Annotated in this window: 17 protein-coding genes; 7 read left to right on the forward strand and 10 right to left on the reverse strand. The window is 61.9% G+C overall.

The features are described 5' to 3' along the window. Window positions 1-110: 110 nt before the first annotated feature. The 4 genes from C453_RS16845 to arcS form a co-directional block, all read right to left on the reverse strand. Window positions 111-9392 (reverse strand): FlgD immunoglobulin-like domain containing protein, encoded by a 9282-nt coding sequence (locus C453_RS16845; RefSeq protein ID WP_083881625.1) that lies wholly within the window; start codon window positions 9390-9392, stop codon window positions 111-113. A 307-nt stretch (window positions 9393-9699) separates the two neighbouring features. Next, window positions 9700-10011 carry a helix-turn-helix domain-containing protein gene (locus tag C453_RS16850; RefSeq protein ID WP_008326377.1) on the reverse strand — a complete coding sequence of 104 codons (312 nt, stop codon included), beginning with the start codon at window positions 10009-10011 and terminating at the stop codon, window positions 9700-9702. Window positions 10012-10152: 141 nt separating this feature from the next. Then, entirely contained in the window at window positions 10153-10422 is a 270-nt protein-coding gene (locus C453_RS16855) for a hypothetical protein (RefSeq protein ID WP_008326378.1), read from the reverse strand. Window positions 10423-10719: 297 nt separating this feature from the next. Then, window positions 10720-12477, reverse strand: a complete 1758-nt coding sequence (gene arcS, locus C453_RS16860; protein ID WP_008326379.1) for an archaeosine synthase subunit alpha — start codon at window positions 12475-12477, stop codon at window positions 10720-10722. Between the two features lie 89 nt (window positions 12478-12566). Between arcS and C453_RS16865 the strand changes: the two genes are divergently transcribed. The 3 genes from C453_RS16865 (at window position 12567) to C453_RS16875 (ending at window position 15312) form a co-directional block, all read left to right on the forward strand. Continuing rightward, window positions 12567-13835, forward strand: coding sequence for an outer membrane protein assembly factor BamB family protein (locus C453_RS16865; protein ID WP_049907825.1), 1269 nt, complete (start codon window positions 12567-12569; stop codon window positions 13833-13835). Window positions 13836-13898: 63 nt separating this feature from the next. Next, window positions 13899-14348: a pyridoxamine 5'-phosphate oxidase family protein gene (locus C453_RS16870; protein ID WP_008326381.1), complete on the forward strand. Its 450-nt coding sequence runs from the start codon at window positions 13899-13901 to the stop codon at window positions 14346-14348. 178 nt (window positions 14349-14526) lie between these two features. Continuing rightward, a complete protein-coding gene (locus tag C453_RS16875; RefSeq protein WP_083881626.1) occupies window positions 14527-15312 on the forward strand; it encodes a CPBP family intramembrane glutamic endopeptidase in 786 nt (261 codons plus the stop codon). Window positions 15313-15461: 149 nt separating this feature from the next. Here the strand turns inward: C453_RS16875 and C453_RS16880 are convergent, their stop codons facing one another. The 3 genes from C453_RS16880 to C453_RS16890 form a co-directional block, all read right to left on the reverse strand. After that, on the reverse strand, window positions 15462-15674 hold the full coding sequence (locus C453_RS16880; RefSeq protein ID WP_008326383.1) for a hypothetical protein: 213 nt from the start codon (window positions 15672-15674) through the stop codon (window positions 15462-15464). 150 nt (window positions 15675-15824) lie between these two features. Then, entirely contained in the window at window positions 15825-16754 is a 930-nt protein-coding gene (locus C453_RS16885; RefSeq protein WP_008326384.1) for a DUF7351 domain-containing protein, read from the reverse strand. A gap of 324 nt (window positions 16755-17078) precedes the next feature. After that, complete coding sequence (locus tag C453_RS16890) at window positions 17079-19064, reverse strand: DUF7282 domain-containing protein (protein ID WP_008326393.1); 1986 nt, start codon at window positions 19062-19064, stop codon at window positions 17079-17081. Window positions 19065-19294: 230 nt separating this feature from the next. Here C453_RS16890 and epsC point away from each other — a divergent pair, with 230 nt between their 5' ends. After that, window positions 19295-20197 carry a serine O-acetyltransferase EpsC gene (gene epsC, locus C453_RS16895; RefSeq protein ID WP_008326394.1) on the forward strand — a complete coding sequence of 301 codons (903 nt, stop codon included), beginning with the start codon at window positions 19295-19297 and terminating at the stop codon, window positions 20195-20197. A gap of 44 nt (window positions 20198-20241) precedes the next feature. Here epsC and C453_RS16900 read toward each other — a convergent pair whose 3' ends face one another. The 3 genes from C453_RS16900 to tgtA form a co-directional block, all read right to left on the reverse strand. Next, window positions 20242-20547: a hypothetical protein gene (locus C453_RS16900; RefSeq protein WP_008326397.1), complete on the reverse strand. Its 306-nt coding sequence runs from the start codon at window positions 20545-20547 to the stop codon at window positions 20242-20244. A gap of 55 nt (window positions 20548-20602) precedes the next feature. Beyond that, window positions 20603-20878, reverse strand: coding sequence for an ArsR/SmtB family transcription factor (locus tag C453_RS16905; RefSeq protein WP_008326398.1), 276 nt, complete (start codon window positions 20876-20878; stop codon window positions 20603-20605). 95 nt (window positions 20879-20973) lie between these two features. After that, window positions 20974-22506 (reverse strand): tRNA guanosine(15) transglycosylase TgtA, encoded by a 1533-nt coding sequence (gene tgtA / locus C453_RS16910; protein WP_008326401.1) that lies wholly within the window; start codon window positions 22504-22506, stop codon window positions 20974-20976. Window positions 22507-22717: 211 nt separating this feature from the next. On the opposite strand from tgtA, the gene C453_RS16915 reads away from it, so the two are divergent. The 3 genes from C453_RS16915 to C453_RS16925 all read left to right on the forward strand — a co-directional run bounded on the left by C453_RS16915 (window position 22718) and on the right by C453_RS16925 (window position 25188). Beyond that, the gene (locus C453_RS16915; protein ID WP_008326403.1) at window positions 22718-22993 is read left to right on the forward strand and encodes a hypothetical protein; all 276 of its coding nucleotides are present in this window, start codon (window positions 22718-22720) and stop codon (window positions 22991-22993) included. Window positions 22994-22995: 2 nt separating this feature from the next. Then, on the forward strand, window positions 22996-24594 hold the full coding sequence (locus C453_RS16920) for a methyl-accepting chemotaxis protein (RefSeq protein ID WP_008326406.1): 1599 nt from the start codon (window positions 22996-22998) through the stop codon (window positions 24592-24594). Window positions 24595-24708: 114 nt separating this feature from the next. Beyond that, window positions 24709-25188 (forward strand): cupin domain-containing protein, encoded by a 480-nt coding sequence (locus tag C453_RS16925; protein ID WP_008326407.1) that lies wholly within the window; start codon window positions 24709-24711, stop codon window positions 25186-25188. Window positions 25189-25198: the final 10 nt, after the last annotated feature.

Below are 25198 nucleotides of genomic sequence, written 5' to 3' on the forward strand. Positions count from 1 at the left end.
GGCGGAGTCACTCGGTTTCGAAATATGCCCGCCACGTCACGTCGAAATACAGGCGGGAATCTACCGTATCATGTCGAAAGAAGGAAAGTACCGAAGCGCTGATGTCGCCGTTAGCGTCGGCGACGCGTCAGTGCCAGGACGACGGCCAGTGCACCGAAGACCGTCAGCACGCCGAATCCGGGAACGCCGGTCGACGTGGTCTCCTGGGCAGCATCGGTCGTCGCAGTGCCCTCATCGGGCGTTTCGGTGGGCGTCTCTGCAGTCGTCGTCGAATCGTCAGACGGCGTGTCCGTAGCCGTCGAATCGTCAGACGACGCGTCGGTCTGTTCGTTCTCGTCGACTTCGGTCGTCGATTCGGAGGTCGCAGTCGTCGTCGAGTCGCCCTGCGACGACGTGTCTGAACTGTCTCCATCGTCGTCGTCGCTGTCGTCGCTGTCGTCGCTGTCGTCGCTCGGCGAGGAGCCAGACGAACCGGAGCCGACGTCGGATTCAGTCGAGCCCTCCGCGACGTCGAAGTTCACCGTCGTCGAATTGGTGTTGGATGCGTCGTCGACGACAGTCACGGTCAGCGAGTGACTGCTTCCGTTCGAGAGACCGGTCGCGTCGTAAGAGACCGTGCCGCCGGAGACAGACAGCGCCGAACTAACGTCGGTGCCGTCGAACGTCGCCGAGATATTACTCGGGTTCACGTCGCCTTCGGCGTCATCGTAGGACACCGACACCGTCGCCGACGTGGTTCCTGCGGGGAGTGTACTCCCAGCGGCAGTCGGCGTCAGCGACGTGCCCGTAATCTTCGGTGCGGTCCCGTCGCGGATGGTGAACGTCCGCTCGTTCACCTTGGCGTTTCCGTCAGCGTCGACCACTGTCGTCCGGACCGTGTAGGTGCCGGGATCGAGGTTCAGCGCCGTGTAGTTCGTCTCCGAAGCCGTCACGACCGCCTGGTCGGTCACGTCTTCGAAGCCGCTGCCATCGTCGAATTCGACAGTGATTGCACCGGTGTCGATGCCGCTTTCACTGTCGGCGTACTCGACCGACGTCTTCACCTGCGACGTGGTCGTCGGCAGGTCGCTGCCACCCGCCGAAGGCGTCTGCGTCACCGACGTAATCGTCGGCTTCGTCGTGTCGCCCTCGATGGTGAACGTCTTCGTCAGCGTCGTCGTCTTGCCCGCGTTGTCCGGGACCGTCACCTCGATGGTGTAGCTGCCCGCGGTCAGGTCGGTCGCGGTGTACGAGACACCGGACGACGTGACCGTCGCGGGACCGGTGACATCGGACCCGTCGAAGGAGACCGAGACACCGCTTGTGTCCACGCCGCTTTGCGTGTCCGAATACGACAGGTCGAAGCTAACCGACTCAGTGCCGTAGTCGTAGGTCGCACCGTCCGTGAAGGACGTCGACAGCGACGGTGCGGTCGTGTCCTGCTCGACGGTGAACGATTTGGTGGTCGTCTGTTCGTTGCCCGCTTCGTCGGTGACCGTCAGGGTCACGTCGTGGGACCCAGTGCCGACGAGGTCCACGGCGGAGAGCGTCGTGGACGAACTCGTCACTTGCAGGTCACCGGCGTAGCCGGCCGTCACCGTCTGCCCGTCGAGAGAGACCGTGACGTTGCTCGTGTTGATACCGCTCTGTGCGTCGCTGTACTCGAACGTCACGTCGACCGACGACGTGTCGTAGTCGTACGGCGTCCCGCTCGGCGACAGCGAACTGTCGTCGATAGACGGTGCCGTGGTGTCGGGAGAGACCGCGCCGTACGTCGAGAAGTGCGACACGTTGACGACGTAATACTCGTCGGTCGTGCCGTTGACGGTACGGGTCTCGACTGTCGTCGTGCCGACGACCTCCCACTCGTCGGTACTCTCGTTGTAGCGCCGGATGTCCACGTCCTCGGGCGCGACGCCCGCGGGAAGCTCGGACTCGTCGACCGGAATGCCGACGAACGCGTGCGAGAGGTTCTGGTCGAGTTTGTTGCCGAGTTCGCCTTCGATGAACTGGCTGCCGGAGAGTTCGTTCGAGAGTTCGGCCAGCGGTGCGTCACTCTCGGTGAGCGCTGCGAACGCCTTTCTCACGTCGTTCTTCGTGTGGAGTTCGATGAACGTGCCAGTCTCGTCGTTCGTGATGAGCGCGGTCTTGTCGACCGTTTCGACGTTCGTCTGAACGCGCGCGGTCGACTCCGCGGAGTCGGCGTTGCCCGCTCGGTCGGTCGCGTTCGCGACGATGCGGTACTTTCCGTCACCGTCGTACGCGAACGTACCATTCCAGCCCTCAGCGGTACTGGAAAGCGAGACGCTCCGGCGGTTTCCGTTCGGCGTGACGACCGTCACGTCGGGTGCCGACGGGAGCGCTTCGCTCGCGGTCACGTTGATGTGGCCTTCCGTCGAGTCGACCTCGAGGATGGCCGCACCGACAGACGGAGTCTCGCGGTCGACGACGACCGTGAGCGACCCGTTCAGCGTGGTGTTGTCGTTCTGCGCCGCGTCGATTGCACGCGCGCCGACGGTGTAGTTCCCGTCGTCGGGAAGCGTGCTCACGTCGACCGTCGCTGTCCACGTGCCGTCGCCCTGTAGCGTCGCGTTGACGCGCTCTTCGAACGTTGTCGAATCGGAGCTAATCACAGCGGCGACCGACTGGACGCCCGACTGCGAGGCGTCTGTCGCGGTGCCGGTGACGGTGAGCGAGTCGGTGCTGTTGACGTAGACGGTCGTCGTCTCAGAGCCGTCGGTGACGCTGGTTGCGTCCACCGATGGGCTGTCGGTGTCGACGGTGACCATCTGCTGGGTCGTGTTCGTGTTTCCGGCGTCGTCGGTGCTCGTCACGGTGAGCGTGTAGTCACCAGAGGCGAGCACAGCGCCGGTGTCGTCGCTGGCGTTCCACGAGAGCGTCGCGGTACCGTCTGCGACTTCGTCCGTGGCGTCCGTCGTGTAGACGGTGTCACCGGACGCGTTCGTAATCTCGAACGTCGTGGACCCCGGGTGCTCGTCGGTGCTCTCGACGGTCACCGAAACGGGGTCGTTGACGCTGATTCCGTCCGTCCGGGCGGCGGAGACACCGACGACCGGTGCGGTCGAATCGACGCTGAACGTTCGCTCGGAGACGGCGATTTCGTTGCCGAGGTTGTCGACGAGGCGAACACTGACGTTGTGTCGGCCGTCGGCGACCGAGAGGGCCTGACTCGTCATCGTCAGCCCGTCCGAGATGTGCTGGTAGGACCCGCCGTCGACGCGGTATTCCGCGCGGTCGACGCCGGTCGTCGCGTTCGAGAGGTCGTAGGTGAGCGTCACCGACCCGCTATCGAACGTCTCGCCGTCGGTCGGCGAGGTGATAGAGACCGACGCGTCCGGGTTGGTCGGCCGCAGGACGGTGATGTTCGTCGTCGACAGAGTGTCGGCGGTCGCCGTGTGGTCGCCGTAGGATTCCCACGCGACGAGCGTGGCGACAGAGGCGTTCGTCGTCTCGTTCGGCCCGACCGTCACCGTCTCGTTGGTGACGACGTGGCCGTCGACCGAGAGATTGAGACTGTAGGTCCCTTCGACCTCGCCGGTGTTGGTGAGCGTCGCCGTCGCGTTGACGGGCTCGTTCCCGAGGATAGTCGTGTTCGCGAGCGTGTAATCCTCGACCGAGATGTTCGCCGGTTCGAGGATGGTGCTCGTCTCGGAGACCGTGCTGCTGTTCGTCTCGACGGTGACAGAGAGGGTCTCGGCAGTGGTTCCTTCGGTGGGGACCGTCTGCGAGACCGTCTTCGTCTCACCGGGTACGAGTGTCACCAACGTGCTATCGTTGCTGTTCGGTCCAGAGACCGAAAGCGAGTCCGTCGCGTTGAACGCGCCGGGGTTCGACAGCGTGACGTTGACCGTCGCGGGCTGTCCGCGGACGACTTCGGCGGGGAGGTCGACCGCGTCAACGACGACCGACCCGGGCTCGCTCGCCGTGACGGTGAGCGAATCCGCGTCGTAGGTCGTCGCGGCCGTGTCCGCCTTCGACGCCGTCACCGAGTAGTCACCGGTGCTCGTCGTCGTGAAGACGGCCTCACCGTTCGCGTCCGTCTGGAGCGTTTCCGTGCTGCCATCGGGGAGCGCGACGGTGAGTGTCGAGCCGGAGACCGTCTCGTTCGCGTCGTCCGTGACAGTGAGCCGGACGTCGTCACCTGCCGGGACCGCCGTCGCGTTCGACGAGAGCGACAGTGGAGCCGTCTGGTGGTCGACGGCGAGTTCGATAGTCACCGTCTGGTTTTCGGTTATCGTGACGCGTTTGCGCGTCTCTTCGCCGTTCGGTCCTTCGACGGCGAAGGACACGTCACCGACGAGGTCGATGCCGGTTCCCGCACTCGACGGGATATCGTAACGACCGTTCGCGTTGGTCTCGACGCCGGTGTACCCCGCGTCGGCGTCAGAGGTGGCGCTGTAGTGCGTCAGGTCGACCGTCGCGCCTTCGACGGGCGTTCCGTTCGGCGTGACGACCGCGACCTCGACGTGGTGTGCACTCGGGAGCGTAACGTCACCAGTCTGGACGGGACCGGACCCGTCGAGCGTCCGAACCGCGAAGACGTCTGGCGTCTCGTCGGTCGGGAAGTACGTCTGGTTGCCAGCGTTTCGGTCGTCGAGACTACCCTGGTAGTACTGCAGACTCTGCGTGACGTTCTCGACGACAGTCGCCGAGAACTCACCGTTGGTGTTCGAGACCGTCGAATCGGCCTCGGGATTCAGGTAGAGGCCCTCGACGTAGACGCTGAGTGTGTCGTTGATGACGGGCGACCCCGAGGAGTCGAGGACGCGTCCGCTGACGCTCGTCCGAGTCGGGTCAGAGACCGTCAGCGTGACTTCCTGCGGTCCCGTGACCGTGAGGTTGGTCACGTTGTAGTTCTGTCCGAGTTGCGTCGCGCGGACGGTGACGTCGTCTGTGACTTCGAGACCAGTGATGCCGTCGTGGGCCGACTTCCCGGCGTCGTTCGTGAACGTCGGGAACGTAATCGGGTTGAACGCCTCGTCACCGCGTGGTTCGTAGATGACGGACGCGCCCTCGATAGGCTGTCCGCTCTCGTTGACGACGGTGACATTGAGGACGTGACCGTCCGGGGCGGTGTACGAACCGACAGACAAGTTCGACGAGACGGTGACCGTCTCGAAGGCGTGGATGTCAGCGAGACCGTCGCGCGGTGCGATGGTCCCGTCGTCGTCAAATTGGCCGTAGCCGATGGCAATCGACTCGTTCGCCGCGACACCGACGGAGAACGACCCATCGGCTTGAATCTCCGCGGAGTGGCCCTTCCGCTCGAATCTGTTGTCGCTGATGACGACACCTGAAATCGGGTCACCGGTCGCGTCTGCGAGCGACCCATTCACGAAGACGGTCTTACTCTCGCGTTCGAAGACGAACGTGAAGTTCGCCGGTTCGGTGATGCCGACCGTCTTGTTTTCGGAGACGGTGTGGTAGCCGTCGGGGGCTTGCGGTTCAATTTTGACGGTCCCGTTGAGTTCGAAGCCGTTCGGACCGTCGGAGCCAGCGTAGAGGTAGCCGTCATCACTGACATTTTCGACCCAGCCGAGGCTCTTGTTCGAGCCGAGTGGGTTCTCGGTCCGCACGAGGATGCTCGCGTTCGGAACTGGGTCCCCGTACTGGTCGACCGCGCGAATCGTGGTCTCGTGACCGACCGGAACCGAGAGGTTTCCGAGGGCCACGTTGCCCGTGTCGTTCACCTGCGCGACCGTGGCCATGTCCGCGACGCCGTTCTTGACGCCGAAGTCGGTGAAGTCGTCGCTCCGGGCTTCGAGCAGCGCGATGTTGTACGACTCGTTCGACGGGAGGTAGAGAGTGAACTCGCCGTCGTCGTTCACGGAGTCCGTCGGGAATCCGTTCTCCGTGCGAGTGAAGACGTCGGCGTCGGACACCGGCGTCCCGTTCGGCGCGACGAGTCGCCCTGTGACCTTTCGCTGGTCGTGGACGACGACCTCGAAGGAGCCGTCTTCGGTGACGTTGAACTCGGTGTGGTTAGCGCTCAACGTCGCGGTTTCGGGTTCGACGTGGACGCGAATCGTTCCGGTGAGTTCGGCACCGGGCTGGTCTGCGCCCTCCCAGACAAACTGCCCGTTCGTGTTCGTCGCCCCGTTGTTACTCACGTCGGCGTCGCCGTTGACGTGCTCGATGTGGACGGGCACGTCAGAGACGGGTGAGCCAGATTCGTCGACGACGGTGATGTTCACCGCGTGTGGACTCGGAAGCTGATAGGTTCCGACGTTCGTCTCGGAATCATCGACCGAGACGGTGTCCATCGCGTAGAGGTCGACGAGACCGTTGCGCTCGAAGTCGGAAATCGAGTCGTCCCAGTGGTAGTCCTCGATGCCGAGGTCGAACGTCTCGTTCTGTTTGACACCGATGGTGAAGGTGCCGTCGTCGGCGGTGATGTTACCGTTTCCACCGGGGCCGTGCAGCAGCACCTTCTTCCCGCTCACCGAGGAGTCGTCTGGTCCGGTGACCGTTCCAATGACGTTCGTCTTCTCGTGGAGCGTGAACGTGACCGTTCGGTCGCTCTCGACCGAAATCTGCGTCCCGTTTTCGGTGTAGCCGCGGTCGTCGTCCGGGTCGGCGTGGATGCCAACCGTCTCGACGGCCTCGACAGTGACCGTCCCGTCTGTACCAGTCTGTGCTTCCGCGTGCACTCGGTGGTCCATGTCACTGTGCGAGAAGTGCAGCGGAACGCCCGAAATCGGATTCCCTGCCGAGTCGACGACTTCGACCGTGAGGTTGTGCGGAGCCGGCAGTTGTTGGGTTCCGACTGTGGTCGTCGACTCGTTGACGGTGCCGAAGGTGTAGAAGTCCGGCACGCCGTCTGCCGGGAAGCTCGGCGTGTTGTTGTGGGCTGCCGCAGTCTGGACGAACTCGAGCGAGTGCTGTCCGACCGCGACTTCGGCGGTGAAGTTTCCGTTCGCATCGGTCCACGCGTGGTCGCCGCCCTCGTCGTCGAGGGCGTGCAGACGGACACTGTCATTTTCGACCGGGGTGCCGCTTGCGTCCTCGATAGTCCCGGTGACAGTCATCGTCGAATCGAGCGTTATCACGACGGAGTCGTTTCCGCTGACGGAGATTCTCTCGTAGGTCTCCGACAGCGACGTGTTACTCGGCTCGACGTAGACGCCAAGCGTGCCGTTCGGTGCTTCGATACCGGGCGAAGCCGCGTTGTCGAGGACGACCTCCCCGTTGCTGTCGAGCGTCGCATCCGAACCGGCTTCAGCACCGTTCGACGCTTTGGCTTCGACGATGACTTCAGCATCCTGAACCGGCTGACCGTCCGGCCCCTCGACGCTGACGGTCACCAGATGGCCGTCGGGCACGTTCAGCGTCCCGAGTGATTCGTCGGTGGTCGTCGTCTCGAGCACCGTGAACGGCGCAAGGTCTGCGACGCCGTCTTTCGGGAACCACGTCGACGAGTCTCTATCGAACTGATGGTACGAGACTTCGTACGTGCTGTTCTTCTGGAGGCCGACTTCGAAGCTCCCGTCTGCTCCGAGCTGCGCTCCAGTTCCGTCTTCGGTGCCGTCGATGCCGTGGAACCGGACCTCGTGGTCTTCGACCGACGCGTTGTCCGGTGTGGTCACGGTCCCGTTGGCTCGGATGGCCTCAGAGAGCGTTATCGTCACCTGCTTGTCGCCGTTGACGGTGATGTCACGACCATCGTCGCCGTAGCCGTCCGCTTGGACGTGGACTTCGAGCGTGCCGTTCGGTGCTTCGATGCCGGGCGACGTCGCATCCTCGAGCACGACTGCTCCGTTGGCGTTCGTCGTCGCCTGTTCGTCGACTTCGGCCGTGCTATCGTCGTCTCGAACCTCGACGTAGACGTCCGCGCCCTCGATTGGGGTTCCGGACTCGTCTTCAACCGTGACGTTCACGTGATGGCCGTCCGGCACGGAGAGTTGTCCGAGGTCGACGTCACTCGTCGACGTTTCGAAGACGTGGAGTACCGCGAGGTCGGCGACGCCGTCTTTTGCGTAGCCGGTGTCGGCGTCCCAGTTGGACTGGTGGTACGTGACTTCGTGCGTACTGTCCTCGGGGACGGCAACCGAGAAGTTGCCGTCCGAGCCGAGTTTGGCTCGGTCGCCGCCTTCAGCCCCGTCAATTGCGTTCACTTCGACTTCGTGGTCCTCGACCGACGTCCCGTCGGACGCGGCGACAGACCCGTTGACGCTCACGACGTTCGGGAGCATGAGCGTGAGTTGTTCGTCTTGGCTGACGGTCAGTTCCGTGTGGTTGGAGCCGAGACCGCTGCCATCGGCTCCGGTGACGTGGACTTCTGTCTCGACCGAGTCGGCGACCTCGATGGTCGCGTCGCCGTTGGAGTCAGTGTCGCGGCTTTCACCGGTCCACAGCTCGCGTCCGTCCTGCGCCGTGTACTCCTGTGAGAAGTGCACTCGCGCGTCTGTGACCGCATCGCCGTTCTCGTCGACGACAGACACGGTCAGGTTGTTCGCCTCGGGGAGCGTCTGGCTCTGAAGCGACTTCGTATCGGTGTCGGTCGTCACCAGGCCGAAGGTGTAGAAGTCCGGCACGTTGTCGGCCAGCGACGGCGACCCCTCAGTCCCCTGGTGGTAGTCCAGTTGGTAGGTCGTGTCAGCACCCAAGTCGAGACTGAAGCTCCCGTTGGTGTCGGTAAAGCGGTGCTCACCGGACTCGTCGTGCTTGAAGATGACCGAGTCGTTCACGGCCGCGTTCCCGTCGGCATCGAGGACGGTCCCCTCGACGGTCGATACCTCGGGAAGCGTCACCGTGAGCGTCGTGTCGTTCGAAACCGTAGTCGTGGCCCGTTCGAAACCGTAGCCGTCAGGCCCACTCACGTCGAACCGAACGTTACCAGTGAGTTCGACGCCGGTCTGGTCGTTTCCGTAGAGAACGAGCTTCCCGTCCGCGTTCGTATACGCGTCGTTGTACATGTACGCACCGTCGTTTCGATGGCGAATCTGAATCTCCGCGCCATCGACAGGTGCGCCGCTCTCGTTTTGCACGACGACGTGGACGAGACTCGCGTTCGGAATCGTACGCGTTCCGAGCGAGATGTTCGACGAATCTGTCGACACCTCCTCAACCGCGTAGATGTCCGGAATCCCGTCTCGTGGGAAGTTCGTTGCGTCCCCGTAGTTGTGGTTGAACTGCTCGAACGTCAGATTGTGCGTCTCGTTTGTCCCCGCTTCAATCTGAAACGAGCCGTTCGAATCTGTGTAGTCCCAATAATCTCCACTCCCGTAGAGCGCCGCTTTCCATTCTGAGGCAGCGCTACCATCTTCGTACTGGAAGGTTCCATCGACGGTCACCGTCGAGCCTGCCGCGGCTCCGACTGTGACTCCACCAGTGATGGTAGATACCAAAAGTAGAATCGAAAGTGTGAGCGCTCTCGCTTGCCGATGTGTCATTTACGCCAGAAAGCTTATATTGTCAAAACATAAGTGTTGTTGAAAATGTAATTCGTGAAACACTGATTGTCTATTTGTCAAGTGTTCATTTCAGGACGAACGAGGGGTTGGCGAGCGTAATAGATAGAGAGTCCGCCGCAGTATCGACCAATAATAATATTATATTGACATTATTGGCCTGCCGCCAGCACGACATCGACCACTAGTCACGAATGTGCGTCTGTCATACTCGGAAAAAGAGAAGTGAGACGCGCCGGGGTGCCTCCGAAGGCCGTTCCAGCCTCCGGTAAGGCGCGTGGTTGGGAGTCTATTCGTCGGTGGTTCCGTTCGACCGTGCCCGGAGTTTAGATTCGACGAGGTCGTCGAAATCGACACCCTCCGTTCGGTACTGGTCGCGGTGCCCGGCCACGACCCGTCCTTTCTCGGTTATTTCGTACAGCCCGGAGTTCGGCGCGGGACCGACTCGGTCTAACAGTCCATAGTCTGCGAGTATCGGCAGTCTAGTGTTGATGTACGAACGGTTCCTGTCCAAGATATACGAGAGATTGACGGCGGTGTTCCGCCTCCCATCGGAGAGTGCCTCCAGTATATCGAAGTCGGTTGGAACGGCCAACTTCATGGGCGAAGGTCAGCATCCTTCGTTAAATAAGCAACCCATATAGGAATCCTACAAGAGCGAATCTATCAGTAAGAGTCCCGTTAGGGCGGTGGTTTACGGGAAAGAGCAATGAGCCCGTTCCCACCTAGACGGTGCGACGCGTCACTTTCGTTCGTCGAGCGCGTCCCGTGCGAGTCGGAGGTCTTCGAGGATGCGCTCGTGCTTCGAAATCGCCGCGTCGAGATACTGCTGGGTTGCCGCCGTGGAGATGGTATCGTCACCGTAGTAGTGTGTCTGCATCAGATGCGACTCCAACGCACTCGACGTGGAGTCGCTCGCCGAAAGCAACGACCGAATAATCGTCCAGTCGATTGCACCGTCGTCCGGTAGTTCGTCTATCAGTCCCTCGTGCCCCTCTGTTCCGCCTGACATCACACAAGGTGTTGCCCCGCTATGGTATTTAAATATTGGATATTTTGATAATAACGAAGCAACCGGCAGCTCACAGAACCCCAGTAAACGACCCATTTAGACGTGTTATACAGCCATTTAGCCGATTCTCACTTCACCACTACAAATTATCTTATTTGATAATAGATGCGAAGGTGACAGACGAATAGTGGTCGGTAGCTGAGACGAAAGACAAGGAAAAACAATCGGCGAGCGCGCGGAGAACATTCAGTTTCGCGACCACCACCCCGGAGTGGGGTCAGACGGACAACCGCGTTTTTACCGCTCTTCGACGTGCCGAATTTCGACGCCGATACCCCGAGTCGACGACACCATCTCGGGACCGCTCATCTCCGCGCGGCCGACGGCGAACGCGCGCGGCCCCTCGACAACCACTTCGTCGCCCGGCCGGATATCCGAATCCGCATCGACGACACCAGGGGCGAGGACTGACCCGTGGGGCACGAACCCGTCGATTTCGACCGTCTTGGTCGGTGCGTCGCTGTCGCGCCACACCTTCGCACCTTCGAGCGTAAAGGAGAGCACACCGTACTGCGGGACCATCGTCGCCAACTGCTCGCCCGCGTCGTTCCAGACCTGCAGTTTGGGATAGCGACTCGTCATCTCTAATTCGACGTCAGAGAAGAGTTCGTCACCAGCACCAGCACCGAGTTGGTAGTCGGCGAGCGCCTTCACGACGTTGTGCTCGCGCTCTGTGCGCGAGAACTTCGGCTCACCATCGAGCGTCCGCATGAGGTTGCCGATGGATTCTGTCGTCGTCGGGTGTTCGGAGACGGTGTACTCCACGTCGAGGCCGAGGTCCGACTCGACACGCTCGACGATTTCGGTGTACGCACCCGGGGGCACGTGCGCGATGATGCGCGAGTAGTCGTTGCGCTTCAGATACCGCCGCAGGACCTCGGCGACGAACGTCTTTTCATCTTCGGACCAGTCACCGGTCACGACCGAGTCGTAGTGCTGAGCCGGGTACGTCAACTCCAATTCCTGCGGGACGACACCGATAGGCGACGTCATCGACACCATGTGGGCCCGGTACTGGACCGCCTCGTGGAACTGTCGGTGGCTCTGTGACTCGCTGTAGGGCTTCTTCGCCGAACACGGAAGCAACACGAGCGGGTTGTCGAAGCGGCTTTTGTACCGGGTCGTCACGCGGTCGGCGAACCGCTGAATCTCCACGCGGTCGATAGACTCCTCGGACGCGGCGGCGAGTTCCGAATCCCGGACCACGGGCGTCCGTTCTTCCATGTAGGAGTACTGCTGGTCGAACCGCCGGAACGCGGCGGTCAGCCACTGCTCGTGGCGCGCCTGCCCCTCAACGTAGTCACGGAGTCGCCCATCGCGAATGCGACGGCGAACTCTCGCAAGCTCCGCTCGAAGCGCGTTGACGTTGTGGTCGGCGGCGTCTCCTCGGGTGAACTCCGAGGCAGGCTTCTGACACGCCGCACAGGCACACGGCAACTCGTCGAGGTCTTCGAGGAAGTACTCGCCGTCGGTCGTGAGATAGAAGCCTTCGAGACCGCGGGACCGCGCGAGCGTCTCGTCGAACAGGTCCACACCGGCGTACGCGAGGACCGCGACGTTTCGCGGCGTAGCGACACCCGAGAGCATGAGCGCCGTGTCGGCTGGAAGGTTCGACTTCGCTTCGACGATTGTATCTCGAAAGGCGCGCGCGTGGCCGACGAACCCCTGTGCATCGGAGAGGATGTACGCATCCGCGCCGTAGTCGCTGGCCGTGTCGGCGGTGACAGTCGCCGCCGACGGGAAGTCGACGTCCGGGTAGTCGACGGAGAACGACTCTTTAATCTCGTCTGCGCTTCCCGCGGGAAGCGACCGGTGCGGCAATACGGTCAGCACGTCGTCGGACCCCTCGGGCATGTCGCGCTCGGCGGCCCAGAGGCTACCGGCGTCCGAGAGAACGTCGTCCACGAGCGCCGGCGTCGTCACCGGGTCAGAGAGCCGAAGCTCCCCGACTCGGGCAGCGCCGTCGCGCGCGTGAACCTCGAAGTAATCGGTCATACCCGCTTTCGGCCCCGGATGGGCAATTAACTTGCCTTCCGCGGGCGCGAACCACAGGACATTCATGTCACTGTTGCTATGGATTATCGATGTCAGAGCCCTCCACACTCTCACGTCGACGCGCACTCTCGCTTTTGGGAGGCGGCCTCGCTATCGGTTCTCTCGGCGGCTACGTCGTCGGCGACGATTCCGAACGCGCTGAAACGGCTTCGTCACCAGTTATCGCGCCAACTGACTGGAGTCATCCGAATTACGACGCGACGAATAACCGACACCCACCAGTTCAGAACGCTCTCCGCGACCCCACCTCGCTCGATACCGTCTGGAAGGCACCGATGTCGCTCGACGGGACGTTTGTTCCCGACAATCCGGTTCCGGTCGTGGCGAACGGGTTGGTCATCGGAGGGAAGTACTCAACCGCCCGGTCACGAACTACTTTCGAACTCTTCACGACCCACGGTGGCGAGTCGTATGGGTCGTTCAGTAGGCCGGGGACGAAGCACACGCCAGTTGCCGCGGGCGACTACCTGTTCTCTCATTACGAGACAACCGATGGAATGCAACTCGACGCGTCGGGTTTCAGAAGCGGCGAGCGACTGTGGTCGTGGGAAGAACAGACTACGAGCCTCCCGCCCTTACAACCAGTCGTCGCGGGCGGCCTCATTCATATGGCGACTGCTAGAGGTGGCACTTCGGCCTCCGCGTTCACGCCACGTGGAGAAACCAAATGGAAGACCCGCTTTGGTGGGAGGACGCACAATCTCGTTCCACCGGCCGCGACGCCCCGCACGCTCGTTCACCCGACAATGGACGGGTTTGCCGTCTTCGATACGCAGACCGGTGAATTCCGGTGGGAAGTCACCAGTTGGGAAGGGGGGTCGAAGGCGATGGCAACCGCGCCGGTTCTCCACGACGGGGCACTCTACATGGCGAGGCACGACGGACGGGTGCTGTGCTACGACCTCGAAGATGATTCCGGGCCACAGTGGGTTCGGAGGCGACAGGGCCTCGCCCGCATCGCCGCCGTCGATAGTGGGCGCGTGTTCCTCACGCAGTCAAGAGATGCGCTCACCGCCCTCGCTACCACCGACGGGAGCGACGAGTGGTCACTCAACCGCCTCGACATCCATCCCGACGCAAGCAATCTGACGGCGGCGACGCTGTGTGACGGCATCCTCTACGTCGGCGTCGTTGTCGAAAACGACGATAAGTATCAGCATCGACTCGCTGTCATCGATGCCGACTCCGGCACTGTTTCCCACCAGACGACGCTTCCGGGCGCACCGCGTTTCGGCCCGATGATTTCGAACGGAACGGTCATCGTACAGACGCGGGACGGCTTCGTCGGACTTCGCTAAGGCCCAACTATCGCAGCCTCCGAGAGCCACTACCGCTTACCTGCTGGCCTACCAAGGATACCTATGGTCTCCCTCGAACCTTCTGGCCCGTGGTCGCGCGAGCGCGCCGACGAGTTCCTCACGCAGACGACGATTCCGCTCCGGCTCTCGTGTCGAACCCCCGCAGGCGACCCCTGGATGCTGTCGCTGTGGTACGAGTGGGATATCGAAAACACCGAACTCCGGTGTGCCACGTCGGCCGATGCCGACGTAGTGAGATTCCTTCGCGCACACGACGATGTCGCCTTCGAGGTGTCGACGAACGACCCACCGTACCGCGGTGTGCGGGGTCGCGGGACCGCCAGCGTCGAACCCGACGCAGAAAAGACGGTGCTTCGACGACTCATCGGCCGTTATCTCGGCGACGACGAAACACCGCTGACGAAGCGCCTGCTCTCGCCCGACCGCGACGAGGTGTCGATTCGGATTCGACCCACGAAGTTGCATACGTGGGACTACACGAGTCGGATGTAGTTGTCGGAGATGCCGAGACACTGAATATTCCTCTTCGGCTGGGCAGGATAGCTGAAGAGAGACATCGTCAAGAGACCCTCTGAAACATCGTTCACGAGGTGAAGCTGGCTTCTGAAAACCCGTTCACAGAACAGTCGTTCAGATAACACTTTTTGAGAGACACGGTCCAGTTCTCGTGATGGCAAATACGTCAGCAGTGCCAAGCGCAACTGAGGAGAGGAGACCAAGTGCAATAGCGAAGCGTATCGGGGTTTCGATAGCCCTCGTCACGGGTAGTGTCGTTTTGGGCCTCGCCTTCGCCGTCGCTCTCGGGTTCGGTGTCGCGGCAGCCACCGGTGGCCTGCCAGCCGACTTCGTCAGCGTGCTCGACCTCGTAACCACACAGTCGGGGTTCGCCATCGTCGCGCTGGGGTTTCTCGGCGGTGTCACGGGGTGGCAGTTCGTCGAGATTCGCAGACCGACGCGTAGTGAACTTCGACTCGTCGCTCCTTCGCTCGCCACAGTCCTAACCATCGAAGCGCTCCGACAGCTCGCAGTCCGTCAGGGATACGTCGGTGTCGCTGGCACGCTCTCGACGCCCGGAGAGATGAGTGCGACGGCGGTCGCCATTCTGTTGGGGGCAACTGTACTCCTCGCCCCACCCGTGGAGGAGCTCTTCTTCCGTGGCGTCGTACAACAGTACGTCGCGGATGTTGCGAGTCCAGCGGTCGGCATCGCCGTCGCGACGATACTCTTCGTCCCGGTCCACGGTTTCGGTATCCTCCTCACGGCTAGCAGTCTGATGGCAGCGGTTGTCGTTGTTCTCGTACTCGCGGTGCTCTCCACCGTCCTCGGTATGGCGTACGCTCGAACCCAAAACCTAGCAATCCCGATAGCGATTCACGCAGGATACAATCTCCTCGCCGTCTTCGTCGCTATCGGTGTCCAACAGGTCTCACTCACCGCGGAATTTCCCGTGTTCTGACCCTCTACTCGGAAGCCAATGTCTAAGCTGAGTGTCTGGCAGACATCCTCGTCGCTGCCGCTGAATGGTAACTCGACGAAGCCCACCGCGACAACACCCGCCACGGGAGGGCGAAATCGGTTAGGAGGCGCTTCCTCTCGTGGCGAAGCTTACTCGTCTCCCTTCAAGAACCCGACCATAATTCCGCTCGACATCCCCAGCATCATACCGGCACCAACCCCGAGAGCTGGCATGTCGATGGCCAACCCGGCGGCTAATCCGAGTGCTGAACCGAGGAACATCCCGATTCCCATGAATGCGGGATTTAATCGGTTCTGCTCCTCAGTTTCGGCGGAGCCGTCATCTGAAATAGTACTTGACATACACACAGATACCGTGGATAACCTGAAAAGTGCTATCTGAATGAGTATTCTGTGAACGGATTTTCAGAAGCGAGCTTCACAAACACGAGATTGCAGTCCGAGACGAGTCGTTTCGAGACAAAAAGCCACTCGCCGAGGAGGTGAGAAGAGTTACTCGACAGACCGGGTCGAACTGACGACTTGGTGGTCGCTATCGAACGTCAGGTCTATCGTCTCGCCTTTCACAGCGAACGTGATTTCGACCCGAAGCGGGTCTGTTTGCACTACAGTCACCGATTCGTCGGCCGCGACCGTCACGTCGTGCCACTCTCGAACGAGCGGTGGCTCGAGTCCACCATCGATCAAGAACTGCCGTACCTCGTCCGTCGTCAGGGCAACAGAAGACAGGTCCGAGTAGTAGTAGTTATTGCAGACAGTACATCTCAGACTACTGATTACGCCACCGACAGACAGTGAATCGAGCCGGTCGTTCAGGTCGTCGACGAGTTTGGTCTCCACAGGACCGTCACAGGCCGGGCAGATGCCCTGTCTCGCGAGTCGTAGCTCGCTATAGAACGACCGAAAGGCTGCCTGGAGAGCGTCATCGTCGGTTCGATTGGTAAACCCGCGTGGAGAGAACGGAATCACCGCATATCCCGTTGTGCAAGCGTCACAGGAGAATACCAAAGCGTTGTCGGCGCGATACGTTGCCCGTACCGTTCCGCCACACGAGGGGCAGTCGTCGACATCAATGTCCGTGCGTATCTCCCGCTCTGTGAACGTCCCTGAGACGATTAGCCGGTATAATTGCATTCCGGGGTTGGGAAGCCAGTAGCCGTCGTCCGACTTGGCAACGAACGAGCCAACCAGTTTGTCGAGGTGGTAGTTGAACTGTCCGCTGTCGGTCAAGCCGACCGCCTCCATCAGTTCCGAGAAGCGTAGTTTCTGTTGTTGATGACGGCTCTCATCCCAGGCCTTTCCGAGTTCGACGAGTATCTCCATCCGGGTTTGTTCGCCGAGAATCGAGGTGGCCTCCTCAATGGAGATTGATTCGAACCCACCGATGTGATCGAGCATTTCGGAGCGATGTTCCTCGGCCATTGCCCGTCTCAAAGGGAGTCCAGAACATAAACATCCTGTAGCAATGTATCGCTGGGTGTACAGCGGTCTCTCGGGGAATCTAGTCGAGACCTCTGAGTCCCTGCAATCGCTACTCGTTTCAACAGGTCAAAAAAGCCCCAAACGGGGCTGGTGCCGCACGGGGAGGGGCGTTGGCTCTCGGGGAGGGGAGTCCCCGAGGTTGGAAGGGCCTGCTGCCCGGACTGGAAGGGGAGCGCCGTCCGAATTGGGCGTGGGTGGTGGCGGGTGGCCGCCCGCGCGGCGTACGAAAAATCGGGCGACGGGGAGTTAGTTTCGTCAGCGGGGTTAGCGACGACGTGCCAAGAGCGCCGCGGCGACGAGCGCCACGAGCGCGACGGCGATACCGAAGCCGGGCACGTTGGTGTTGGACTCGTCTGTCATCTCCGAATCGTCCATCGATTCGGTCGTCGAGTCGTCCGCCATGGTCTCCGTGGTCATCTCCTCGTCGGAGTCCATCTCCTCGTCGGAGTCCATCTCGGTCTCCATGCCCTCGACCGTGTAGGCGGCCGTATCGACGACTGCACTCCCGGCAGCCACGTACGGACCGTCGTCTGCGCCCTCACTGGCCGGGAAGTCGTAGGTCTCGTCACCGTCGGTGTCGCGGTGGGCCATCGGGACGAGCGTGCCAGACTCTTCGAGCGGTTCGTCGAGGGTGATTTCGACGTTTTCGTGCGTCCCGGGACCGAGGTATTCGGAGGTTCCGCGGATACTCTCGAAGACCTCACCGTCGGTCACGGTCGCGTCGTGAATCGTCACGAAGCCGCCATCGTGGAGCGTGACGGAATCGACCATCACGGTCGTACCGTCGCCGGACTGGTCAGCCGCAGTCACCACCGCATTCACCGTGGTGTCCGCGCTGGCGACGACTGCGCCGCCGTCGGCGGTGTACGGGCCGTCAGCTTCGCCTTCGGATTCGTCGAAGGTGTACATCTCGTCGCCGTCAGTGTCCTTGTGCGCCATGGGCGTGAGGACCTGCGAGGAGCGCATCGGTTCGTCGAGCGTCACCGTCACGTCCTCGTGGACGCCAGCGGGGAGGTACTCGGAGGCTCCGATGACGCTGTCGAAGACTGCGCCGCCGGAGAGTGCGGGGTCGTGGATGACGACGAAGCCGCCCTCAGAGAGTTCGACGCGGTCGACAGTGACGGTCATGCCGTCGGAGGATTTGGGACTGTACGAGACGCTTGCGGAGACAGTCGCGTTGCCGCTGTCGATGACTGCGCTCCCGTCAGCGGTGTAGCTGTCTCTTATACACATCTCTGATGGCGNGAGATGTGTATAAGAGACAGGGACGACCGTCGTCGTCTCGTTCAGCGGCGAGTCAAGCGTGACCCGCACGTCGCGGTGCAGACCGGGTTCGAGGTACATCGACGTCCCGCGGATGCTCTCGAAGACTTCGCCATCGGTGACAGTTCCGTCGTGAATCGTCACGAATCCGCCTTCAGGGAGGTACGCGGAGTCGACGACGATGGAGTAGCCACCGGTGGCCTGCTCGCTGTACTCGACGGTGGCCGTGTCCGAGGGCATCGCCATCGCCGTGTCGACGACGGCGCTTCCGTCAGCCGTGTACGGACCGTCGGTTTCGCCGTCCGTCTCCGGGAAGGTGTACATCTCGTCACCGTCGGTGTCTTTGTGTGCCATCGGGACGAGCGTCGTGTTCTCGGTCACGGGCGTGTCTAACTCGACGCGGACGTCCTCGTGAACACCGGCAGAGAGGTACTCCGAGGTGCCGCGGATGCTCTCGAAGACTTCGCCATCGGTCACGGTCGCGTCGTGAATCGTCACGAAGCCACCCTGCGAGAGTTCGACGCGGTCGACGACGACGGTGTCACCGGTCGTCGGTTGGTCGGACATCGAGACGGACGCGCTGGCGTTCACCATCGCGTCGTCGACGACTGCTCCACCGTCGGCGGTGTACGGGCCGTCAGTCTCGCCGTTGTCGGAGACGAACGAGTAGACGCGGTCACCATCCGTATCCTTGTGTGGCATGGCGACGAAGCTCCCCGACTCGGCTATCGGTTCGTCGAGGCGGACGGTCACGTTCTCGTGTGTGCCTGCTTCGAGATAGGTCGACGAGCCGACGACGCTCCCGAGGACTTCACCATCGGAGAGCGACGCGGCGTGAATCGTCACGAACCCGCCTTCGGGCAGGGTGACAGCGTCGACTGTTACGGTCGTTCCAGCGGTCGTTTGGTCTTCGAAGGAGACCGTCGCAGTCTCCTGTTGTGCCGCCGCGGCCACTGGGACGCCCCCAGCGACGACGACGAGTGCCATCAACAGTGCGAGTGTGCGTCGCATGTCTGAATCGGGGGCGAACACGTAAAAGGTAATTTTCCGAACTGTCACCCAAATCTCTCCCCGATGTCGCCCCAGTACGGCGATTTCAGCCCATAGAACGGAGGGGGAGCGTCCGCAACAGTCACCGTTGTGCGTGTTATATGGCTCACTAAGCGAACTACTATCCCGATAATAAATACGGGAGAGCGTTCAAGTGAGACCAACAAATGTCCTACACCTACACCGGTGATGCTCACCGTGCCCTCTTTGGCTCCTATCAAGAGGACACAGACCCCTTCCCGACCGATACGTCGCTCGTGTTCCCCCGACGCGACCACATGCGCGACGACGTCCACCTGCTCAAACGACTCATCTTCCCGCGTGCGTGGAACGGCGGCGACCTCGTCGAAGACGAGTCTACGCTCGAAGACACGGTCGCGGAGTTCGCATCGCTCTGCTACCGCGGTATCGCACCCTACCTCCAAGAGATGTCGGGCGAGAAAGACGCCGAGACCGACGGCGCAGGCGACCCTGCGAAGATGGTCGAGACGCTCCTCGACCGCCTTCCCGACCTCCGCGCGACGCTGAAAAAGGACGTCGAAGCGGCGTACAAAGGCGACCCGGCGGCGCGGAGTTACGTCGAGATAATCCGGTCGTACCCCGGTGTGCAGGCCATTATCGTCCAGCGCGTCGCGCACGTCCTCTACGAGGCTGGCGCACCGGAGTACGCCCGCGAGCTAACCGAGTACGCGAAGATGGAGTCCGGTATCGACATCCACCCCGGTGCAGAGATTGGCGACTACTTCTTTATCGACCACGGAACCGGCGTCGTCATCGGTGAGACGGTCACCATCGGCGACTGGGCGCGAATCTATCAGGACGTGACGCTCGGCGCGCTGCACTTCGAGGAAGAAGAAAACGACCAGCACATGCTGAAGAAAGGCTACAAGCGTCACCCGGATATCGGCGACAGCGTCGTCATCGGCGCTGGAACGAAAGTTCTGGGTGCAGTCAGCATCGGCGACCACGTGAGTATCGGCGCGAACTCGTGGGTCACAGAGGACATTCCGGACCACACGAGCGTCTTCATCTCGGAACACCCGACCCACGAACGGAAGTCGAACGACTGAATTTCGGCGCGTCGCTCTGCATCACCGCTCGTCACGCTGCCCGGTCAGTCGAGCGTAATCCACGCGAGGAACGCGAGTCCAATCGTCTCGAAGACGTGGAGCAGCAGCATAAGCCGCCAGACGATGACGGGCACGGCCGTACTGAACCATCCCGACAGTGTGGGGTCGAGGATGTACATGTAGAGCGCCAGTGCGTTCTCTGCGAGGAGGAACACCCCGAAGACGAGGAGACCGAGGGCGTGCTTCGACCGGAAGGTCACGTAGTTCCGCGCCCAAATCGCCGACAGTGCGAGAAGCACGACGACGTTGACCGCGGCGGCGACCCGCGCGACGTCAACCCAGATACTCATTCGTTCGTTCCTTCCCCCGTCAGCCAGATATACACTTTCCCAAATCTCTCCATATTCAGTCCACCTGCTCGATTATCTGCTCGACCGTTTCCCAGTTCGCGCGGCACCGCCCCGACGGGAGGTACACCGCGCCGTAGTCGTCGCCGCTTCGCTGGACGACGTTGTTGTCCATGAGGACGTCGAGGTGGTGTCTGACGGTCTTGTAGTCGAGGTCGAGTTCCTCGGCGAGTTGGTTCGCGTTCTGTGGCTGTGAATCGATAGTACGGAGAATACGCACGCGGTTCTCACCACCGCGTGTGCCGGTAAGTACGTACCAGAGGACAGCCTCCATCGTTTCTCGTGACACGTCGAGAGAACCTAAGGCCATCGACCGATTCCGAAGACGCCGGTGCGCTGCGGCGCGACCACGTGGCGATGAGTGTCCGGTTACTCGTCGGTGTCGGCAGCACTCCCGTCGGCCATCGCTTCCTTCGCCAATCGCTCGGTAACGGCTGCGAGCGACTCTGTCGTCACCGATCCGGGAACGAGTTCGAGCGCCGACGCGGGCCAGTCGTCGTGGGCGAGCGTGAGCGACGCGTCGGGGTTCTCGTCGGCCAGTCGGGCGACGCCGCGGGCGGCCTGCTCGTAGGCGTCGCGGTCGAGTCGCTCCGGCACCTCGGCGGTAAGCGGGTAGGTCTCCGAGAGCGCCCGCGGGAAGGGACCGAACGGCGGAACGACCCGCCAGACCGAATCGTACTCGTCGTTCGACGGCGTTCCGCCCTCGGTGAGAAGCACGTCACCCTCGGCGGTCAGACGGTCCAGTCGGTCGTGATGACGGACGACCTCGGGACGGTGGGCGCTCTCGTTGGAGGCGTAGAAGAACGCACCCTTCGAGGCCGGGTCCTCGCGTTCGAGTTGGTCCACGTGGTCCAGAAGCGCGCGGTAGCCGTCGAGCATCGCGGGGTGCGAGCGAGCGCGCTCTTCGACGAGTTCCATCAGGTCGCCGTCGCGGATGGCCTGCTTGATGCGCCGGAGTTCGGCGAACGTGACGTGCAGATTGTGCTCAGCGAGCAGTTTTTCCTGTCGTTTCGACCCCTTCGCCCGCAGGTCGTCGGGGGAGTACTCCGTACAGATGGGACAGGTACACGGGAAGTACTCGAGGTCTTCGAGGTGTTCGGTTCCGCGGACCGTGAGATAGCGCCCGTCGCGGGCGTAGAGTGCGTACGCCGCCGAGTCGAACAGGTCACAGCCGAGCGCGACTGCGAGTGCGAGCATCATCGGGTGGCCCGCGCCGAACAGGTGGACGGGAGCGTCGACGGTGAGGCCGCGCTTGGCGGCCGCGACGGCGTCGACCATGTCGGCGTAGCGGTAGGCGTTCATCATCGGCACGACTGCCCCGACCGGGAACACGTCGAGGTCGGAGGCGGCGGCGTGGCGACCCGCTTCCTCGCGAAGGTCAGGGTAGGTCGACCCCTGAACGGGGGCGTTGAGCAGCATGTCGCCCGTCTCGGCGGCTTCCGCGTCAGCGATTGCCTGTTTCGTGACTTCGAGTTCCTCCTCGGCCTGCTCGCGGTCGACGTCCGGGGGCGTCGGGATGTCGACGGGCGTCGCGATGTCCGTGCCGATGTCGTGTTGGAACTGCAGAATCTCCTCGGTCGTCGTGTCGATTTCGCCGTACTCGGCGAGTTGGAACGACCCCGAGTCGGTCATGATGGCACCGTGGAAGTCCAGCATCTCGTGAAGACCGACATCGAGTGCCTCCTCGCGCAGGTGGTCGTTCTTCTTGATGATGTAGGAGTTGGTAATGAGAATCTCCGCGCCGAACTCGGATTCGAGCTTCGCGGGCGGAATCGTATCGATATTCGGGTTGACGACCGGCAGAAGGGCCGGCGTCTCGACAGTGACCCCCGCGCGGGGGACTTCCAGACGGCCGATACGGCCGGCGAGGTCCCCGTCGCGGATTTCGAAATGGTCGCGCATGGAGGTGCTTCCGTGAGCGCGGCGGTAAGGGTTGCGTTCGCGTGCGAGAGCCACTTCCGAGAGACCAGAAACATACCAAGACCGATACCGGAAATAGATGACAACAGCGAATCATAATTTTTCATATGTCTAGTTCAGAGGGCGGAAAATTATCAAATCCGAATATTTGGACGACCAATTTAAAAATGCATTCGTGGAACAATGCGAAGGAATGTTGGCTGAACTATCACCACTCGAAGTAACTGGCCTGGTCGTGTCCCTGGTGGGACTCATACCGGTTGTCACGCAGTACAGGAGCGAGACGAAACTGTTCACCGCGGGCTACGTGTTGCTCGTCGTCGGGATGCTGGCGACGAACCTCGAAACGTTTGCCCTCGAGCCAGTGTTGAACATGGTCGAACACGGCATCGGAATCGGCTTAGCGGGCGTCGCGTTCCTCGCAGCGGCGTACGTCCGTCGTAAAGAAGTCATCACGGCGGGTGAATAACGATGGTCGGAATCGCTCCAATCTTCGACGCCATCGGGATGCTCGGCTTCGTCGGTGCAGCAGCGCTGGGGTGGCTCAACTACCGCGACAGCGACGCAGAAGCGCCATTCTGGCTCACGTTCTCGTTCGGGTCCATTCTGGGCGTGATGTGGACGTTTAGCCTCGCCTTGGAGAAGGCTGGCATCTACGAAGAGGTGTTCAACCTCGTGACGAGCCCGCTTATGACCTCGACCGTCGCCGTGTTCGCAATCGGCGGCACTGCGACGCTCGCCATCGTCGAGGACATGAAGGAGCTCGTCGCGGACGCGGAGGCAAAGAGCCAAGAAGCCGAAGAGCAGCGCTCGCAACTCGACGCGCTCACGTCCGACCTCGAACAGCAGGCCGAGGTGTACGGTGAGGCGATGGAGAACGCCGCAGCCGGTGACCTCACCGTCCGCGTCGACGCGGAGAGCCAAAACGACGCGATGCAGCGCATCGGTGAAGGCTTCAACGAGATGATGGACTCCATCGACTTGGTCATCACTCAGATACAGACGTTCGCCGAACAAGTCGACGACGAGAGTTCGGACGTCACCGCGAGCGCGAACGCGGTGAAAGTCACCAGTGCCGATGTCGCCGAGAGTATCGAAGAAATTTCTGCAAGCAACGAGACGCAACACCGGAATCTCAACGCCGCAGAATCCGAACTAAGCAACCTCTCTGCAACCATCGAGGAGATTGCGTCGTCCTCCGAAGAGATTGCTCACGAGTCGCGGCGGACCGTCGACCGCGCAAAGGAGAGCCGAGAAGCCGCCAGTTCGACCATCGAGAAGATGGAACGACTGGAGTCGCGGTCGGCTGAAACCGTCTCCGAAGTCGAAGACCTCCAGCAGTCCGTCACGGAGATTGGCGAAGTCGTCGAGCTAATCGACGATATCGCCGAGAAGACGAGCATCCTCGCGCTCAACGCCTCTATCGAGGCGGCGGGCGCTGGCGATGCGGGCGAAGGGTTCGCCGTCGTCGCGAGCGAAGTGAAGACGCTCGCCGAAGAGACCGCAGACGCGACCCAAGAGGTCGAAGCCCTCATCGAAGACATCGAGACGTCTACCGAAAACGTCGCCGAGGACACCTTCGAGACCCGGGCTGAGGTCGAATCTAGCCGTGAGACGGTCGGCGAGACCGTCGACGTGCTCGAAGAAATCGTCGGCAAAATCGAAGAGAGCAACGACGCCATCCAGTCTATCAGCAGCGCCACCGACGAACAGGCGCAGTCGACCCAAGAAGTCGTCACGACGATGGACGAGATTACGAACCTCAGCGACAAGACGGCCTCCGAGGCGCAGAACGTCTCGGCAGCGGCCGAAGAGCAGACGGCGACGACCCAAGAGATTGCATCTGCGTCGGAAGCGCTCTCGGAACGCGCACAGCGACTCCAGTCGCTCGTCGGCCAGTTCGACTCCAGCGACTCGCCATCCGATGTCAGCATCGGTCAACAGTCAGCTGGCTCCGACGTGAGCAGTCAGCAGTCGACGTCGGGAGACACCACCAGCCAACAGTCGACCTCCACGACGACGGAGCACGACGAATCGGCGGCTAACGGAGAGGTCACGCTGAATAACTGACCTGACCTCGGGTGAGGGCACCCGAACTGAACCGGAATCCCGCAGCCAGCGACCACACGGTCCCTGCTCCGATAGCCCACAAACACTTTTTCTCGACGCCGCGGGACACCCCGTATGCAACCCCGAAACGAGTCCGACCTCGACTGGGTCGAACACGAGGGCGTCGAAGGCACGTTCAAGCAGAAACAACTGGGCGACGCCGCCGGGAGCGACCAACTCGGCTGTAGCCTCTACGAACTCCCGCCGGGGAGTCAACCGTGGTCGTACCACTACCACGCAGCCAACGAAGAGGCGCTGTACGTCCTCTCGGGGACCGGCACGCTCCGCCTCGGCGGCGAGACGTACACCCTCCGCGAGGGCGACTACGTCCCCTGTCCGGCCGACGAAACCGGCGCACACTGTGTCGTCAACGATGGCGACGAACCACTCCGGTATCTCGCGGTTTCGACGATGCGCGACCCGGACGTGACGCTTCACCCGGACATCGACAAAGTCGGCGTCTACGTCGGGTCGCCACCGGGGAGCACTGAAGACAGTTCGTACTCCGGCTTTTTCGACACCGACGATGCAGAATACGAGTCGGGAGAGCCCTAACCTCGGACTC

It is taken from the genome of Haloferax elongans ATCC BAA-1513 (assembly GCF_000336755.1).
Classification (GTDB): domain Archaea; phylum Halobacteriota; class Halobacteria; order Halobacteriales; family Haloferacaceae; genus Haloferax; species Haloferax elongans.

Excerpts from the sequence above, each read along its gene's own strand:
- C453_RS16845 (WP_083881625.1), bottom strand. The coding sequence starts at position 9,392 with ATGACACATCGGCAAGCGAGAGCGCTCACACTTTCGATTCTACTTTTG.
- C453_RS16850 (WP_008326377.1), bottom strand. The coding sequence starts at position 10,011 with ATGAAGTTGGCCGTTCCAACCGACTTCGATATACTGGAGGCACTCTCC.
- C453_RS16855 (WP_008326378.1), bottom strand. The coding sequence starts at position 10,422 with ATGTCAGGCGGAACAGAGGGGCACGAGGGACTGATAGACGAACTACCG.
- arcS (WP_008326379.1), bottom strand. The coding sequence starts at position 12,477 with ATGACCGATTACTTCGAGGTTCACGCGCGCGACGGCGCTGCCCGAGTC.
- C453_RS16865 (WP_049907825.1), top strand. The coding sequence starts at position 12,567 with ATGTCAGAGCCCTCCACACTCTCACGTCGACGCGCACTCTCGCTTTTG.
- C453_RS16870 (WP_008326381.1), top strand. The coding sequence starts at position 13,899 with ATGGTCTCCCTCGAACCTTCTGGCCCGTGGTCGCGCGAGCGCGCCGAC.
- C453_RS16875 (WP_083881626.1), top strand. The coding sequence starts at position 14,527 with ATGGCAAATACGTCAGCAGTGCCAAGCGCAACTGAGGAGAGGAGACCA.
- C453_RS16880 (WP_008326383.1), bottom strand. The coding sequence starts at position 15,674 with ATGTCAAGTACTATTTCAGATGACGGCTCCGCCGAAACTGAGGAGCAG.
- C453_RS16885 (WP_008326384.1), bottom strand. The coding sequence starts at position 16,754 with ATGGCCGAGGAACATCGCTCCGAAATGCTCGATCACATCGGTGGGTTC.
- epsC (WP_008326394.1), top strand. The coding sequence starts at position 19,295 with ATGTCCTACACCTACACCGGTGATGCTCACCGTGCCCTCTTTGGCTCC.
- C453_RS16900 (WP_008326397.1), bottom strand. The coding sequence starts at position 20,547 with ATGAGTATCTGGGTTGACGTCGCGCGGGTCGCCGCCGCGGTCAACGTC.
- C453_RS16905 (WP_008326398.1), bottom strand. The coding sequence starts at position 20,878 with ATGGAGGCTGTCCTCTGGTACGTACTTACCGGCACACGCGGTGGTGAG.
- tgtA (WP_008326401.1), bottom strand. The coding sequence starts at position 22,506 with ATGCGCGACCATTTCGAAATCCGCGACGGGGACCTCGCCGGCCGTATC.
- C453_RS16915 (WP_008326403.1), top strand. The coding sequence starts at position 22,718 with ATGTTGGCTGAACTATCACCACTCGAAGTAACTGGCCTGGTCGTGTCC.
- C453_RS16920 (WP_008326406.1), top strand. The coding sequence starts at position 22,996 with ATGGTCGGAATCGCTCCAATCTTCGACGCCATCGGGATGCTCGGCTTC.
- C453_RS16925 (WP_008326407.1), top strand. The coding sequence starts at position 24,709 with ATGCAACCCCGAAACGAGTCCGACCTCGACTGGGTCGAACACGAGGGC.